We start from the raw sequence: 15,700 nt of genomic DNA, 5'->3' as shown, positions 1-15,700 counted from the left end.
ATGACAGACCCGGCAGCACCCGCGGAGGAGGCCGCCACCGTGGCGGCCGCCGTCGCGGGCACCTCCACCACAGAGGAGGTGGCAGCCGCGAACCCGCTGCGCGACCCGCGCGACAAACGGCTGCCCAGGGTGGCGGGACCGTGCGTGATGGTGTTGTTCGGCGTGACGGGTGACCTGGCCAAGCGCAAGCTGTTGCCGGCGATTTACGACCTGGGGAACCGAGGGCTGCTACCGCCCGGCTTCTCACTGGTCGGTTTCGCCCGGCGCGATTGGAAAGACCAGGATTTCGCCCAGTTGACGCACGACGCCGTCAAGGCGCACGCCCGGACCCCTTTCCGTGAGGAGGTCTGGAAGCAGCTCCGTGAGGGCATTCATTTCGTCCCGGGTGAGTTCAACGACGACGGGGCGTTCGACGCGCTGGCCATGGCCCTGGCGGAGATCGACGAGACGCGCGGCACGGGCGGAAACTACGCGTTCTACCTGTCGGTGCCGCCGAAGTTCTTCCCGACGGTGGTGGAGCAGCTCAAGCGGACGGGCCTGTCCGACGCGCCCGAGGGCTCGTGGCGGCGGGTGGTCATCGAGAAGCCGTTCGGGCACGACCTCAAGTCGGCGCACGAGCTCAACGAGATCACCAACTCGGCCTTCCCGGAGAGCTCGATCTTCCGGATCGACCACTACCTGGGCAAGGAGACCGTCCAGAACATCATGGCGCTGAGGTTCGCCAACAACCTCTACGAGCCGATCTGGAACCGCAGCTTCGTCGACCACGTGCAGATCACGATGGCCGAGGACATCGGCATCGGTGGCCGCGCGGGCTACTACGACGGCATCGGCGCGGCCCGCGACGTGATCCAGAACCACCTGCTCCAGCTTCTCGCGCTGGTCGCGATGGAGGATCCGACCTCCTTCGACGCCTCCGCGCTGCGGCGGGAGAAGGAGAAGGTGCTCAAGGCGGTGCAGCTCCCGTCCGACCTGGCGGTCTACACCGCGCGCGGACAGTACGCGGCGGGCTGGCAGGGCGGCGAGAAGGTGGTCGGCTACCTGGAGGAGGAGGGCATCTCGCCCGAGTCCACGACCGAGACCTACGCCGCCATCAAGCTCGAGATCGCCAACCGGCGCTGGGCCGGGGTTCCGTTCTACCTGCGCACCGGCAAGCGCCTGGGCCGCCGCGTCACCGAGGTGGCCGTGGTGTTCCAGCGGGCGCCGCACCTGCCCTTCAGCAAGGACGACGTCGAGATCCTCGGCCAGAACGCTCTGGTGGTCAGGGTCCAGCCGGACGAGGGCATCACCGTGCGCTTCGGGTCCAAGGTGCCGGGGACGCAGATGGAGGTGCGTGACGTCTCCATGGACTTCGCCTACGGGGAGTCGTTCCTGGAGTCGTCGCCGGAGGCGTACGAACGGCTGCTGCTGGACGTCATGATCGGCGACCCGCCCCTCTTCCCGCACCAGCGGGAGGTGGAGGTGTCGTGGAAGATCCTCGACCCGATCGAGGAGTTCTGGACCACGCAGGGGCAGCCCGAGCCGTACGAGTCGGGCTCCTGGGGCCCGCCGTCGGCCGACGCGATGATGGCCCGCGACGGCCGCGTGTGGAGGAGACTGTGAGCGAGCCGACCATCAGACGTGGCTTGACCGTCGCGAGGCCGGCGAAGGAGGGCTCGTGACGACCTTCATGTTGTCGGACACCACGGCCGGGAAGATCTCGGCCCAGTTCACCCATCTGCGCCACCAGATGGGCGCCCCGGCCATCGGCATGGTGCTGACGCTGGTCGTGGTGTGCGAGGAGGCCCACCAGTACGACGCGCTGCGCGCCGCCGCCGAGGCGGCCCGCGAGCACCCCTCGCGCATCATCGTGGTGATCAACCGTGAGGTGGACGAGCCCATCAGGCTCGACGCCGAGCTGCGCATCGGCGAGTCGACGCCCGGCGAGGTCGTGGTGCTGCGCCTGTACGGCGAGCTGACCGAGCACGCCGACTCCGTGGTCAGCCCGCTGCTGCTGCCCGACACGCCGGTCGTGGCGTGGTGGCCGGGCGAGGCCCCCGACGTGCCCTCGAAGGACGCGATCGGGAAGCTGGCCCAGCGGCGCATCACCGACGCCAAGGGCTTCAACGGCGGCGGCGCCAAGTCGCTGGTGCTCCGGGCCAAGGGCTACGCCAAGGGCGACACCGACCTGTCCTGGGCCCGGCTGACGCCGTGGCGCAGCCTGCTGGCCGCCGCCTTCGACCAGCCGGTGGGCAAGGTCCGCAAGGGCGTGGTGGAGGCCGCTCCCGGCCACCCGAGCGCACCGCTGCTGGCCGCCTGGCTGTCCGAGCGGCTCGGGGCGCCGATCAAGGTGTCCGACTCCACCGGTCCCGGCCTGACGACCGTGCAACTGCAGCTCGCCGACGGCGGCACGCTGTCGGTGTCGAGGAGCGACGCCCGCCTGGCCAAGCTGTCGCGGCCGGGCCAGCCCGACCGGAACGTGGCCCTGGCCCGGCGGCACACCTCGGAGCTGATGGCCGAGGAGCTGCGCAGGCTCGACAGCGACGAGATCTACGAGGCCGCGGTCAAGCGGTTCGCGAGGACGTACAAGGGATGACCGTGAGCGTTCCCACCATCGTCGTACACCGCGACGGCGACGTCCTGGCCAAGGCCGTCGCCGCGCGGATCATCACCCGGCTGGTCGACGTGCAGTCGGCCAAGGGGTCGGCGTCGATCGTGCTGACGGGCGGCACGGTCGGCATCGCCACGCTGGCGGCCATCGCCGCCACGCCCGCGCGGGACGCCGTCGACTGGCGGCGCCTCGACGTCTGGTGGGGCGACGAGCGGTTCCTGTCCAGCGGCGACAAGGAGCGCAACGAGACCGGCGCCCGCGAGGCCCTGCTGGACCACGTGGAGGTGAACCCGTCGCGGGTGCACGTCATGAAGGGGCCGGACTCGGGGATGACGGCGGAGGAGTCGGCGGAGTCGTACGCCGCCGCGCTCAAGGCCGCCTCCCGGCCCGAGGACCACGGCCCGGTGCCCAGCTTCGACGTGATGCTGCTGGGCATGGGCCCGGACGCGCACGTGGCGTCGCTGTTCCCGGGCATGCCCGCGTTGTACGACACCCGCCCGGTGGTCGCCGTCCACGGCGCCCCGAAGCCGCCGCCCACGCGCATCTCGCTGACCCTGCCGGCCATCCGGGCCTCGCGTGAGGTCTGGGTGGTGGCGGCCGGGGAGGAGAAGTCGGGCGCGGTCCGGCTGGCCCTGTCGGACTCCGGTCCCGTACAGGTGCCGTCCGCCGGGGCCCGGGGGCGGGGGCGGACGTTGTTCCTGCTGGACCGGGCCGCCGCGAGCAAGATCCCGCCGGGGCTCGGCCGCCTGGCCTCTCCCTGATCGCGGGCGAATCGGGCGGCGTCCGTGAAAGGGCGCCGCCCTGCGCCGGGCCCCTACGACCTGGCCGGGCTCAACCGGCGCCGACCAGCGCGTCGATCTCCGCCTCCAGCTCCCGCTTGCGCCCCTCCCCCAGGTACGAGGCCCGCACCCCGTTCCGCGCGAACCGCGCCAGCTCCGCCTTCCCGAATCCGAACGCCCGGGCCGCCACCCGATACTCCTCGGCCAGCGTCGTGGCGAACATGGGCGGATCGTCGCTGTTCAGCGTGACGTACAGCCCTTCCTCCAGCATTCGGGGCAACGGATGCTCCTCGATGCGGCCGACCTGACCCGTGCACACGTTGGAGGTCGGGCACACGTCCAGCGGAAGCTGCGTCTCGCGCAGATGGGCCACCAGCCGGGGGTCGGACAGGCAGTTGATGCCGTGGCCGATGCGTTCGGCGCCGTAGCCCTCGATGACCTCCCACACCGTCTCCGGCCCGGACATCTCCCCGCCGTGCGGGACGCTGTGCAGGCCGGCCGCGCGGGCGGCGGAGAACGCGGAGCGGTAGGCGTCCCGATATTTGGGGCGTTCCTGTTCAATACCGCCGATGCCGAAACCTACCAGCGCGGCGGGAGGTTCCTGGAGGGCGTGCTCCAGGGTCACCTTGGCGGCCTCCTCGCCGAACTCGCCGGGGATGTCGAAGATGTAGGCCATCTCCACCCCGTGCTCCTCCAGCGAGCGGCGGGCGGCCAGGTCCAGGGCCTCGGTGACCTCGCGCATCGGCATGCCGACCAGGCGGTGGGCGTACGGGGTGACCTGCAGCTCCACGTAGCGGGCGCCCTGCGGGGCGAGGTCGCGGGCCAGGCCGAGCACGAGGGTGGCCACGTCCTCGGGCTCGCGTACGAGGTCGTTGACGGCCCGGTACACCTGCGCGAAATGGGGGAAGTCGCGGAAGGTGTAGAAGCGTCGCACCTCCTCCTCGACGGTGGGCACGCCGCTGCCGGGGTGACGGCGCGACAGTTCCAGCACGGTGGTGATCGAGGCCGAGCCGATCAGGTGGACGTGCAGCTCGACCTTGGGGAGGGCCTGGATGAAGGCGTCGATGCTCGTGGTCATGGCGACGACCTTAAGGGCCACATTTCACGAAAAAATAGGGTTTTTGGTGAAATCTCACACTAGAATGTTAGGTTATCCCGTTGGGTTAAGGTTAAGTCCGTGACCAACGCCGAAGCGTACGATCGCGGCTTCGCCCACCTCAGCTCCCACACCGTCGCCCCCCTCCTCGCCGTGGCCCGTGACAACCTCGCCCCACGCCTGCTGGACGTCGGCTGCGGCACCGGCGTGGTGACGGCGGCGGCGCTGGCGCTGGGCGCCGAGGTCACCGCCGTCGACGCCGACCCCGTCATGCTGGAACTGACCGCCCGCCGCCATCCGTACGCGACCATCCGGCAGGCCACGCTCCCCGAGCTGCCGTTCGACACCGGGCACTTCGACGCCATAGCCGGAAATTTCGTCATCAACCACGTCCCCGACACCGCCGCCGCGCTGGCGGAGCTGCACCGCGTGCTGCGCCCTGGCGGCACGCTCGCCCTGACCTGGTGGAAGTCCGACGAGATGACCGCCACGAGCGTCTTCACCGAGGCCATCGCCGCCGCCGAGATCCCCTACGAGCCGCCGCCCCGCCCGTTCACCGCCCACGACACGCCGCAGCGCTTCACCGAGCTGCTCACGCGGGCGGGGTTCAGCGACGCGGCCGTCGACACCGTCAGGTGGCGCCACCAGGTGGACCTGGAGAGCTGGTGGACGAACATCGTGCAGTCGGGCGGCGCCCGGTTCGGGATGATCGGCTGCCTGCCGCCGGAGACCGCCGCGCGCGTCAGGGCCCACTACCTCCGCCTGGCCACACCGTACGCGCGGGAGGGCTTCCCCGTCTGCGCGTATCTGGCGCGGGCGACCCGTTGACCCGTCGGCTCCCGGCCCGTCATGTCAACTGCCCGCCACGTCAACCGCCCGTCGCGTCGTCGGCCGTCACGTCATCGGCCCGTCGCGTCATCGAGCATCGGCCCGTCCTGCTGCCCGGCACAGGCCCGTCAGGGCGCCGACGACCAGGCCGGCAGCACCGGCAGCAGCACCCCGTCCACCGACTCCTCGACGAACGCCTCCTCGAACGGCGGCCCGGCGAAGATCATGCGGTGCCACACGAGCGCCTCGGCGAGCCCGTAGAGCCGCGCCGCGTCCACCGGCCCGGCCAGCTCGCCCCGCGCGACGGCCCGCTCCAGCAGCGCGCTCACGTCGCCGAGGTCCTTGACCGGCATGTGCTCCCGCAGCGTGCGCGCCAGCTCCTCGTTGGACACCAGCGTCGAGGACAGCCCGATGACGAGCGTGTACTTGCGCTCCACCGACCGGCACAGGCCGCGGAAGATGCCCGCCAGATCGCCCCGCAGGGAGCCGGTGTCCTCCCCCCGTGGCGCGTCCATGTCGAACCGCCGGCAGATGACGTCCACCACCAGCTCGGGCTTGCCCGCCCAGCGCCGGTAGATGGTGGCCTTGCTGGCCCTGGCCCGTTTGGCGATCTGGTCGACCGACATCCTGTCGTAGCCGACCTCCGACAGCAGCTCCAATGTGGCGTCGAGGATGGCCCTGTCACGCTCAGGGTCGAGTGGGGCCACGTGGACGTCCTTCGGTTCAGCTATGGGCCAGCGCCTCGAATCGTACGCCCGTCAGCTCGGCGGACACCTCCCAAAGCCGTTCGGCGACCTCCTCCGAGCGGACGCTCCGCGAGGAGGGGGTGATCAGTTTGAGCTTGGGGCCGACGAACTCGCCGCCGCGCAGGGCGGGTGAGGTGGCGGCGTACAGGGAGGACAGGGCGCCACGCGCCGGGCTCTTCAGGACCAGCCGGACGAGGGGCTGCAGCGGCCCGAGCTTGACGATGCCGGTGGCGGTCATGCCGGGATGGGTGGCGACGCCGATCAGGTCGGCACCGGCCCGCTGGGCGCGCCGCTGCAGCTCCAGCGTGAAGAGCAGGTTGGCGAGCTTGGAGCGCCCGTACGCGGCCATCGCGCCGTACCCGCGTTCCATGCCGAGGTCGTCGAAGTCGATCCGGCCCGCGGCGTACGCGTCGCTGGAGACGTTCACCACGCGCGCCCCGGGCGCGGCCAGCAGCAGTGGCAGCAGCAGCCCTGTCAGCGCGAAGTGTCCCAGGTGGTTGGTGCCGAACTGCAGCTCGAAGCCGTCCTTGGTCTCCTGCCGGGAGACCATGGCGATGCCGGCGTTGTTGATCAGCAGGTCCACCCTGTCGACGTCCTCGGCGAACCGCCTGACGGAGGCCAGGTCCGCCAGGTCCAGCCGCCCGTACGCGACGTGCGCGCCGGGCACCTCCCGCCGGATCAGCTCCACCGCGGCGCCGCCCTTGGCGGCGTCACGGGCCGCGACGACGACGCGGGCGCCGTGCCTGGCCAGCTCGAGCGCGGTCGCCAGGCCGATGCCGCCACTGGCGCCGGTCACGATGGCCGCCCTGCCCGTGAGGTCGGGCATGGACGCGGGGCTCCAGTTCGTCATCGCCGCTCCCTGGCTGAACTGACCGGTGTACGAAACCGTTTCGTACACCACGGTAGCTCACCGATCCAGCCGCTGCCGCGCGTGCCGCTCCTCGCGCCGCGTCACCTCCAGCCGCTGCTGACTGTCGGCGAGCCTCTTGCGCGCCTTGGCCAGCTTCGTCTCCAGCCGCGCCACCTTCTCGGCGCGCTCACCGTGCTCCCTTTCGGCCACCTCCAGCGCCTCGCGCCACTCCCGGTGCGCGGCCTCGGCCTCCTGGCGCTCCCTGGCCTTCCTGGCCGCGGTCTCCTCCCGCTTCGCGGCCTCGGCGGCGGCGGCGGCCGCCCCGGTCTCGGTGTCAGCCTCGGTGTCGGCGCTCTTGCGCCTTCTCGTCGCGGGGCGCCCGCGCGGGATGGGGGCCGGGGCGAAGCCGCTGTAGTGCAGCGGCTTGGCGAGGTGGCCGCGGCGTACCTGGTCGGCCGCGTCGGCGTCCACGACGGCGGCGTCCAGGGTCTGGTCCACCTCGGTCCCGGCCGCGGCCGACAGGCCGCCCGCCCGCCTGGCCAGCCGGCCCACCTTGCCGGTCACGTCGCCGCGTCGCTGGGTCAGCTCGGCCAGCGCGTCGGCGTCCTGCTCCTGCCAGGCCGCGCGCAGCCGCTCTCCGACGTCGAGGAGTTCGGCCAGCGCGTCTGGATGCTCGCGGGCGAGCCGGTTCACCGCGTAGGCGGACACCGTCGGCCTGCGGAGTTTCGCGATGTCACGCGACAGGCGTACGTCGCCCGCGTCCTTGGCCGCGCGCGCCTCGGCCTCGCGCGCGGCGGTGAACTCGGACGGCGGCAGCGCGTACAGGCGGTCCGCCACCTCGTCAAGATCCACACAGGTCAAATACCCCACATCGCCGAGTTTCTAGCGCATAGTGGAGGCAGCCCCAGTCGAACGGAGGCCCCCGGTGTTCGAACGCTTCACCGACCGTGCGCGCAGGGTCGTCGTCCTCGCTCAGGAGGAGGCGCGGATGATGGACCACAACTACATCGGCACGGAGCACATATTGCTCGGCCTCATCCACGAGGGTGAGGGACTGGCCTCTCAGGTGCTCGACGGCTGTGGCGTCGAGCTGGAGCGTGTACGTGTGTTCGTCGAGCAGGAGGTGGGCCGCGGCGCCAAGTCCCCGGGCGGGCACATCCCGTTCACGCCGAGGGCCAAGAAGGTCCTGGAGCTGTCGCTGCGCGAGGCGCTGCAACTGCGCCACAACTACATCGGCACCGAGCACATCCTGCTCGGGCTGATCAGGGAGGGAGAGGGGCTGGCCGCCCAGGCGCTCACCCACGCGGGAGCGGACCTGGGGGACGTACGCCAGCAGTTGCTCGACCGGGTGCGCCGCGAGTCCAAGGAGCCGCGTCCCAGCGAGATGTTCTTCGCCGGCGGCTCCATGCTGAGCGACCGGATCACGCAGATCCAGGAGAGCCTCGAGCGCATCGAACGCCACCTGGGCATCCAGCGGCCGTCCGAGGCCCCCAGAGATGAGCCCAGAGATGAGCCCAGAAATGAGCCCAGGAACGAGCCCCGAAATGAGCCTCGCAACGAGCCGAGGGACGAGGAGGGCCTAGGCTGACACCATCGCGCCGACCGGCAGCCGGGCCTCCATCACGCCGGGGTCCTCGGTGTAGCCGAGCGTGGCGCCCAGGGAGATCAGCAGGCTGCGCATCCTGGCGTTGTCGGACAGCAGGGTCGCCCTGACCTCGGCGTACCCGAGATCGCGGGCCGCCCGTACGAGCGTCCTGGCCATCGCCGTGCCCAGACCGCGCCCCTGCCAGCGGTCCTCGACCAGGAAGGCCATCTCCGCGATGCCCGGGTCGGGGGTGAACAGGAGGTTCGCCATCGCGACGACCTGCCCGTCGTGCCCGGCGACCAGCGAGTAGCCCCGGCTCCTGTCGCACAGCCGGTCGAACACGTGCGGCGGCAGCGCGGGCATCGAGGTGAAGTAGCGGAACCTGCGGGATTCGGGCGAGCACCTGTCGTGCAGGTCGCGCACGGCCTCGCGGTAGATGGAGGTCAGGGGGCGCACGGTGACCTCGACCCCGTCGGAGAGCTTGACCGCGGGCTCGGTGGCGCCCTGCTCGGTGGCCGGCTGGGCGAGCCGGGCGAACGCGGCCGCCCTGGCCGCCTCGGTCAGCGTGAACGGCAGCTCGGAGCGGCGCAGCCGGACCGCGCGCCTGGGCGCGACCGGGATGATGAGCTGGGTGGGGTCGGGAAGATCACTCACCGGCTCACCATAGATCCACCGGGCGTCGTCCGCGCGCAGCAGCTCGGCCAGGAGCTCGGGCAGGCGCCAGGGCATCGTGCGCAGCCGGGAGGCCAACAGCAGCGCCCGGGTGGGCTCGTCGGTCAGCTCGTGCGCGGTGGCGGGCACCACCTGGACGCGCCGGCCGCCGGCGGCCTCCAGGGCCTCGCGGACGGTCTCGGGGTTGGCGGGGATGTCGGCGACGAACTCGTCAACGGTTCCGTCGGCGTCGGACTGTACGCTCAGGCCGAGAATGTTGCCGCCCCTGGCGGCCAGGGCCGCGGCCAGCGAGGCCAGCCGGCCGGGTCGCTCGTCCACCGTGGTTCGGATGCGCAAGAATCCCATGGCCACGAGCATGCCGGGTCGCTGTTACACGGCCGCTAACGACGTGTTTCATGACGTAATTCGTCGCGAGATGCGCCGACTTATCCGATATAGGAGGATATGTCGCCATGAGCGTGCGTGTGCCCCTGTCGTCCGGGTTTGTAAACGGCGACGTGTCCTTCTGGTACCGGTCTTCCGGCGTCCCCGCCCCCGGTCCCCGGCTCGACGGCGACCTCCAGGCGGACGTGGCGATCGTCGGGGCCGGCTACACGGGCCTGTGGACCGCGTACTACCTCAAGCGCGCCCGCCCGTCCCTGCGCGTGGTGCTGCTGGAGCAGGAGTTCGCCGGGTTCGGCGCGTCCGGCCGCAACGGCGGCTGGCTGACCGGCGACCTGGCCGGCTCACACGAGCGCTACGGCCCGGACGCGCGCCGCCTGCAGCGGGAGATGTACGCCACCATCGACGAGGTCATCACGGTCTGCGAGAAGGAGTCCATCGACTGCGACCTGGTCAAGGGCGGCGTGGTGAACATGGCCCGCACCCCCTCCCAGGTCGTCCGGCTGCGCGAGAGTGTGGCCTCGGCGCGCTCCTGGGGCATCGAGGAGCCCGACCTGCGCCTGGTGGGCCCCTCGGACCACATCCAGGTCGCGGGCGCGCTGGCGGCCTCCTGGAGCCCCCACTGCGCGCGCATCCAGCCGGCCAAGCTGGCCCAGGGCCTGGCCAGGGTCGTCCGCGACCTCGGCGTGCCCATCTACGAGCGCACGCCGGTGACCGAGATCGCCCCGCACCGCGCGGTGACCCCGTACGGCACGGTGTCGGCCGGCCACGTCATCCGCGCCACGGAGGGCTTCACGGCCGGCCTGCGCGGCCTGCGCAGGCAGTGGCTCCCCATGAACAGCTCCATGATCGTCACCGAGCCCCTCCCCCCGTCCTTCTGGGACGAGGTCGGCTGGCGCGACGCCGAGCTGCTCGGCGACATGGCCCACTACTACATGTACGCCCAGCGCACCGCCGACGACCGCATCGCCTTCGGCGGGCGCGGCCGCCCCTACCTGTACGGCTCGCGCATCGACGCCCGGGGCCACACCCATGAGTGGACGGTCGAGGCCCTGTGGGCGCTGCTGACCGAGTTCTTCCCCGGCGCCCGCTCCTCCTCGATCGCGCACGCCTGGTCGGGGGTGCTCGGCGTGCCCCGCGACTGGTGCTCGACCGTCCACGTCGACCGTGCCACGGGGCTGGGCTGGGCGGGCGGCTACACCGGCCACGGCGTCACCACCACGAACCTGGCCGGCCGCACGCTCCGCGACCTGATCCTGGGCGAGGAGACCGAGCTCACCACGCTGCCCTGGGTCGGCCGCAAGGTGCGTTCCTGGGAGCCCGAGCCGCTGCGCTGGCTCGGCGTGCACGCGATGTACCGGCTGTACCGGGTGGCCGACCACCGCGAGCGCACACTACCGCGCACCTCGATCCTGGCCCGCTTCGCCGACCTCATCACCGGCCACTGACCCGATCCCCCAACCTTCCCCTGCGCCCGCCTCCGGACCTGCCTCGGGACCCGCCTCGGGACCCGCCTCGGAACCCGTCTCAGGACCCGCCTCAGGACCCGTCCCAGAACCCGTCCCAGAACCCGCGACAGGCCGGCCCTGAGGCCCCGGCCACCGGTCGGCCCTGTAATCGGCCGCCGAGCCCTCCACCGAGCCCTCCACCGGGCCCTCAACTGGGCCCTCAACTGGGCTCGCCAAAAGGGCCCGCCACCAGGCCGGGCTCGGGATCGATCGCAGGACCGGTCGCCGGGCGGGAAAATGTAGTGATCGAGAAAGGGAGATCCCCCATGAACATCCTCTTCCGAGGGGGCCGCGCCTTCACCCCGGGGGGCGTCCTGGCCGAGGCCGTGCTGGTGCGGGACGGTGTGATCGCCGCCGTGGGACCGGAGAGGGACCTGGCGCGACAGGCCCACGAGACGGTCGATCTCGACGGCGGCCTGCTGGTGCCCGGATTCACGGACGCGCACCTGCATCCGGTCCAGGCGGGACTGGAACGCGCTAAGTGCGATTTGTCAGAGGTTTTCGGACTGGACGCGTATATCGCAATGATCGCCGACTATGCCGCGAACAATCCCGATAAAGAGTGGATTGATGGCGGTGGCTGGGACATGTCGGCATTCCCCGGCGGACTTCCCCACCGCGATCATCTCGACTTCCTCGACCGCCCCGCCTACCTGATCCAGCGCGACCACCACGCCGCCTGGGTCAACGCCCGCGCCCTCGAACGCGCCGGCGTCACCCGCGACACCCCCGACCCCGCCGACGGCCGGATCGAGCGCGACGCCACCGGCGAGCCGACCGGCGTCCTGCACGAGGGCGCGATGGACCTCGTCGGCCTGCTCACCCCCCGCCCGACCGCCCAGGACCTGGACGACGCGCTGGCGGACGCGCAGCGGCACCTGTTCTCGCTGGGCATCACGGGCTGGCAGGACGCCATCGTGGGCTCGTACGCGGGCTCGCAGGACCAGTTGCCCACCTACGTGGCCGCCGCCCGCGCGGGGCGCCTGCGGGCACGCGTGGTGGGCGCCCTGTGGTGGGACCGCACGCGGGGCCTGGAGCAGATCGACGACCTGGTGGCGCGCCGGGCCTCGGCCGAGGGCCTCGACCGGTTCAGGGCCACCTCGGTCAAGATCATGCAGGACGGCATCACGGAGAACTTCACGGCCGCCACACTGGAGCCGTACTGCCTGTGCGGGGGCACGGGGTTGTCGTACGTGGACCCGTACAAGCTGCGGGAATACGTCGCCGAGCTGGACCGGCGCGGCTTCCAGGTGCACTTCCACGCCATCGGCGAACGGGCCGTGCGCGAGGCCCTGGACAGCTTCGAGGGCACCGACCCGGGCAACCGGCACCACGTGGCGCACCTGCAGATCATCGAGCCCTCCGACGTGCCCCGCTTCGCCGCCCTGGGCGTCACGGCCAACCTGCAGCCGCTGTGGGCCACGCACCACGCGCAGATGGACGAGTTGACGCTGCCGTACCTGGGCGAGCCGCGCTCGTCGTGGCAGTACCCGTTCAAGGACCTGCTCGCGCACGGCACCCGGCTCTGCGCGGGCAGCGACTGGCCGGTCTCGAGCGCCGACCCGCTGCAGGGCATGCACGTGGCGGTCAACCGCACCGAACCCGGCAGTTCGGTGCACGCCGGCTACCCGACCGCGCAGACCCCGTTCCTGCCCGGCCAGCGCATCGACCTGGCCACCGCCATGACCGCGTACACGGCGGGCTCGGCCTGGATCAACCGCTCCCCGGCGGGCGTCATCGAGCCGGGCCGCCCGGCCGACCTGGTGGTGCTGGACCGCGACCCGTTCGAGCTGCCGTCCGAGGAGATCTGGACGGCGCGGGTGCGGATGACGTTCGTGGACGGCGAGGCGGTCCACGAGAGCCGCTGACGGAACGCAGAAGGGGCCCCGGGCAGTGCCCGGGGCCCCTTCGCGTTGACTACCAGGGGGACTTGTTGTTACGCAGGCGCTCCAGTGCCTCCTCGAGGATCGCCTTGCCGTCCTTGTCGCTCCTGCGCTCCTTCACGTAAGCCAGGTGCGTCTTGTACGGCTCGTTCTTCGGCGGGGCAGGCGGGGCCTCCTCGTCCTGCCCGGCTGGGAGGCCGCACCGTGGGCAGTCCCACAGCTCGGGGACCGCCGCGTCGCTGGCGAAACTGGGGCGCGTCTCGTGCATGTTGGCGCACCAGAACGAGACCCGCACTCTCGGAGCCGCCTCGCCGCGCTCGGCCTCCCCCATCGGGCCGGCGCCAACTCGGCTGCCACGGATCGCGTTGCCACTACCCACGGATGAACTCCTCGCTCGATCGCCCCGCGTACAGACACGGGGGGAGAATCACTGTCACGCGTTAACTTGTTGCTCAGGGCCTCATGAGCAGGCCGAGAGCGATGATGCAGACGAACCAGACCGTGCCCGTGATGACGGTCAGCCGGTCGAGGTTGCGCTCCACCACCGAGGAACCACCGAAGTTCGACGAGAAGCCGCCGCCGAACATGTCAGACAGGCCACCACCCTTGCCCTTGTGGAGCAGGACGAGCAGGATCATGAGAAGGCTCGCCAGGATGAGGGCGATGGAGATTCCGATTTCCACGGTATGCCTGTTCCTTCAATGCTCTGTTACGCGTGACGATTCAAACTTGCTTCTTGAGGGTACGGCCTGCTGTCAAGTCGCACCCCCAGAACGACTCAGTTAGCCCGGCATATCGGAGAAACGGCAGATCTTCGCGAACTCCCCGGCGTCGATGCTGGCGCCACCCACGAGCGCGCCGTCGACATCGGGCTGAGCCATGATCCCTGCGATATTGCCTGACTTGACCGAGCCACCGTAAAGGATACGGACCCCAGAGGCCACTTCGGAGTCATAGAGCTCAGCGAGTCTGACTCGCAACGCTCCGCAGACCTCCTGCGCGTCCTCCGGGGTGGCCACCTCGCCGGTGCCGATCGCCCACACCGGTTCGTAGGCCACCACTATCGATTTTGCCTGCTCGGCGCTGATTTTGCGCAGTGCGCCGTCAAGTTGGCCAAGAGTGTGCGCGATATGGCCGCCCTCTTGACGCACCGCCAGGCCCTCTCCCACGCACAGGATGGGGGTCAGCGAGTGCCGGTAGGCGGCCTGCACCTTGGCGTTGACCAGGTCGTCGTCCTCATCGTGGTATTGCCGCCGCTCCGAGTGGCCGATCACGATGTAGGTGCAGCCGAGCTTGCTCAGCATGGCGCCGGAGATCTCGCCGGTGTAGGCGCCGGCGTCGTGCTGGGACAGGTCCTGGGCGCCGTACACGATCCTGAGCTTGTCGCCGTCGATCAGGGTCTGGACGCTGCGCAGGTCGGTGAAGGGCGGCAGGACGGCGACCTCGACCTTGTCGAAGTCTTTGTCGTTGAGTGCGAAGGCCAGCTTCTGGACCAGCGCGATGGCCTCGAAATGGTTGAGGTTCATCTTCCAGTTGCCGGCGATGAGCGGCTTCCGCTGCGTCAACTCAGTCCTCCAGGGCGGCGAGTCCGGGAAGGGTTTTCCCTTCAAGGTATTCGAGACTGGCCCCGCCACCGGTGGAGATGTGCGAGAAGCCGTCCTCAGGGAGCCCCAGCTTTCGCACGGCCGCGGCGGAGTCGCCGCCGCCCACCACGGTGAAGGCCTCGGAGGCGATCAACGCCTCGGCCACCGCCCTGGTGCCGCCGGAGAACGCGTCGAACTCGAACACGCCCATCGGGCCGTTCCAGAACACCGTCCTGGCGTCGGCCAGCTTGGAGGCGAACAGGTCGCGGGTCTTGGGCCCGATGTCGAGCCCCTCCCGGTCGGCCGGGATGGCGGTGGCCTCGACCACGTCGTGCTCGGCGTCGGCGCCGAAGGTGACGGCCGCCAGCACGTCGACGGGCAGCACGAGCTCGACACCGCGCTCGGCGGCCTGGTCGAGGAAGCCGCGCACCTGGTCGAGCTGGTCTTCCTGGAGCAGCGACCGGCCCACCTCGTGGCCCTGGGCCTTGAGGAAGGTGTAGGCCATCCCGCCGCCGATCAGCAGCCGGTCGACCTTGGCCAGCAGGTTGGCGATGACGCCGAGCTTGTCGGAGACCTTGGCACCGCCCAGCACCACGACGTAGGGCCGCTCGGTGTCCTCGGTCAGCTTCCTCAGCACCTCGACCTCGGCCACGATGAGCCCGCCGGCCGCGTGCGGCAGCAGCTTGGGCACGTCGTAGACGCTGGCGTGCTTGCGGTGCACCGCGCCGAACCCGTCGCCCACGTAGAGCTCGGCCAGCCCGGCCAGCTCCCGCGCGAACTCCTCACGCCGGGCGTCGTCCTTGGACTCCTCGCCCGGCTCGTAGCGCAGGTTCTCCAGCAGGGCCACCTGGCCGTCCTGGAGCGACTCGACCGTGCTCCTGGCGTTGTCGCCGACCACGTCGGTCGCGAACGCCACGTCCTGGCCGAGCAGCTCGCCGAGGCGCGTGGCCACCGGCCTGAGCGAGTATTCCGGGTTGACCTGGCCCTTCGGCCTGCCCAGGTGGGCGCAGACGACGACCTTGGCACCCCGTTCGAGCAGGGTCCTGATCGTCGGCACCGACGCCCGGATGCGGCCGTCGTCGGTGATCGTCTCCCCGTCGAGGGGGACGTTGAGGTCGGTGCGCACGAGCACGCGCCGCCCCTTAACGTCGAGATCGTCGAGCGTGCGCATGCTCATGCTCCTGTTCCGGCGGGGCGCG

General features: G+C 70.9%; 15 protein-coding genes and 1 pseudogene. 7 read left to right on the top strand and 9 right to left on the bottom strand.

Annotation, left to right across the window (positions count from 1 at the left end):
• From zwf to pgl, 3 genes are read left to right on the top strand one after another with little or no spacing between them, the layout of a single operon-like run.
• Positions 1 to 1,602 carry a glucose-6-phosphate dehydrogenase gene (gene zwf, locus AB0I15_RS39350; protein WP_358107549.1) on the top strand — a complete coding sequence of 534 codons (1,602 nt, stop codon included), beginning with the start codon at positions 1 to 3 and terminating at the stop codon, positions 1,600 to 1,602.
• Between the two features lie 55 nt (positions 1,603 to 1,657).
• Positions 1,658 to 2,575 (top strand): glucose-6-phosphate dehydrogenase assembly protein OpcA, encoded by a 918-nt coding sequence (locus AB0I15_RS39345; protein ID WP_358107546.1) that lies wholly within the window; start codon positions 1,658 to 1,660, stop codon positions 2,573 to 2,575.
• Between the two features lie 2 nt (positions 2,576 to 2,577).
• Positions 2,578 to 3,351: a 6-phosphogluconolactonase gene (gene pgl / locus AB0I15_RS39340; RefSeq protein ID WP_358107543.1), complete on the top strand. Its 774-nt coding sequence runs from the start codon at positions 2,578 to 2,580 to the stop codon at positions 3,349 to 3,351.
• Between the two features lie 70 nt (positions 3,352 to 3,421).
• On the opposite strand, the gene add is transcribed toward pgl, so the two are convergent.
• The gene (add, locus tag AB0I15_RS39335) at positions 3,422 to 4,447 is read right to left on the bottom strand and encodes an adenosine deaminase (RefSeq protein ID WP_358107540.1); all 1,026 of its coding nucleotides are present in this window, start codon (positions 4,445 to 4,447) and stop codon (positions 3,422 to 3,424) included.
• A 99-nt stretch (positions 4,448 to 4,546) separates the two neighbouring features.
• Here add and AB0I15_RS39330 point away from each other — a divergent pair, with 99 nt between their 5' ends.
• Positions 4,547 to 5,293, top strand: a complete 747-nt coding sequence (locus AB0I15_RS39330) for a class I SAM-dependent methyltransferase (RefSeq protein ID WP_358107537.1) — start codon at positions 4,547 to 4,549, stop codon at positions 5,291 to 5,293.
• 128 nt (positions 5,294 to 5,421) lie between these two features.
• On the opposite strand, the gene AB0I15_RS39325 is transcribed toward AB0I15_RS39330, so the two are convergent.
• The 3 genes from AB0I15_RS39325 to AB0I15_RS39315 are packed head-to-tail and all read right to left on the bottom strand — an operon-like array spanning position 5,422 to position 7,741.
• Positions 5,422 to 6,000: a TetR/AcrR family transcriptional regulator gene (locus tag AB0I15_RS39325; protein WP_358107534.1), complete on the bottom strand. Its 579-nt coding sequence runs from the start codon at positions 5,998 to 6,000 to the stop codon at positions 5,422 to 5,424.
• A gap of 16 nt (positions 6,001 to 6,016) precedes the next feature.
• Positions 6,017 to 6,889: an oxidoreductase gene (locus tag AB0I15_RS39320; protein WP_358107531.1), complete on the bottom strand. Its 873-nt coding sequence runs from the start codon at positions 6,887 to 6,889 to the stop codon at positions 6,017 to 6,019.
• A gap of 57 nt (positions 6,890 to 6,946) precedes the next feature.
• On the bottom strand, positions 6,947 to 7,741 hold the full coding sequence (locus AB0I15_RS39315) for a hypothetical protein (RefSeq protein WP_358107528.1): 795 nt from the start codon (positions 7,739 to 7,741) through the stop codon (positions 6,947 to 6,949).
• A 73-nt stretch (positions 7,742 to 7,814) separates the two neighbouring features.
• On the opposite strand from AB0I15_RS39315, the pseudogene AB0I15_RS39310 reads away from it, so the two are divergent.
• Positions 7,815 to 8,270 (top strand): annotated as a pseudogene (locus tag AB0I15_RS39310) (Clp protease N-terminal domain-containing protein); the annotation flags it as partial.
• A gap of 198 nt (positions 8,271 to 8,468) precedes the next feature.
• Here AB0I15_RS39310 and AB0I15_RS39305 read toward each other — a convergent pair.
• Positions 8,469 to 9,491, bottom strand: coding sequence for a GNAT family N-acetyltransferase (locus AB0I15_RS39305; protein ID WP_358107525.1), 1,023 nt, complete (start codon positions 9,489 to 9,491; stop codon positions 8,469 to 8,471).
• 107 nt (positions 9,492 to 9,598) lie between these two features.
• Between AB0I15_RS39305 and AB0I15_RS39300 the strand changes: the two genes are divergently transcribed.
• Both AB0I15_RS39300 and AB0I15_RS39295 read left to right on the top strand, forming a co-directional pair.
• The gene (locus tag AB0I15_RS39300) at positions 9,599 to 10,975 is read left to right on the top strand and encodes an FAD-dependent oxidoreductase (RefSeq protein WP_358107522.1); all 1,377 of its coding nucleotides are present in this window, start codon (positions 9,599 to 9,601) and stop codon (positions 10,973 to 10,975) included.
• Positions 10,976 to 11,301: 326 nt separating this feature from the next.
• The gene (locus AB0I15_RS39295; protein ID WP_358107519.1) at positions 11,302 to 12,903 is read left to right on the top strand and encodes an amidohydrolase; all 1,602 of its coding nucleotides are present in this window, start codon (positions 11,302 to 11,304) and stop codon (positions 12,901 to 12,903) included.
• A 49-nt stretch (positions 12,904 to 12,952) separates the two neighbouring features.
• Here AB0I15_RS39295 and AB0I15_RS39290 read toward each other — a convergent pair whose 3' ends face one another.
• The 4 genes from AB0I15_RS39290 to AB0I15_RS39275 all read right to left on the bottom strand — a co-directional run bounded on the left by AB0I15_RS39290 (position 12,953) and on the right by AB0I15_RS39275 (position 15,672).
• Positions 12,953 to 13,297: an RNA polymerase-binding protein RbpA gene (locus tag AB0I15_RS39290; RefSeq protein WP_090942943.1), complete on the bottom strand. Its 345-nt coding sequence runs from the start codon at positions 13,295 to 13,297 to the stop codon at positions 12,953 to 12,955.
• Positions 13,298 to 13,370: 73 nt separating this feature from the next.
• Positions 13,371 to 13,601: a preprotein translocase subunit SecG gene (gene secG / locus AB0I15_RS39285; RefSeq protein ID WP_103961759.1), complete on the bottom strand. Its 231-nt coding sequence runs from the start codon at positions 13,599 to 13,601 to the stop codon at positions 13,371 to 13,373.
• Between the two features lie 99 nt (positions 13,602 to 13,700).
• A complete protein-coding gene (gene tpiA / locus AB0I15_RS39280) occupies positions 13,701 to 14,483 on the bottom strand; it encodes a triose-phosphate isomerase (RefSeq protein WP_358107515.1) in 783 nt (260 codons plus the stop codon).
• A 1-nt stretch (position 14,484) separates the two neighbouring features.
• Positions 14,485 to 15,672, bottom strand: coding sequence for a phosphoglycerate kinase (locus tag AB0I15_RS39275; RefSeq protein WP_358107512.1), 1,188 nt, complete (start codon positions 15,670 to 15,672; stop codon positions 14,485 to 14,487).
• Positions 15,673 to 15,700 lie beyond the last annotated feature (28 nt).

The organism is Nonomuraea sp. NPDC050643 (genome assembly GCF_040654715.1).
GTDB lineage: Bacteria > Actinomycetota > Actinomycetes > Streptosporangiales > Streptosporangiaceae > Nonomuraea.
Note: the sequence above shows the minus strand (reverse complement) of the source record. Positions and strands in the feature narration are given on the sequence as shown.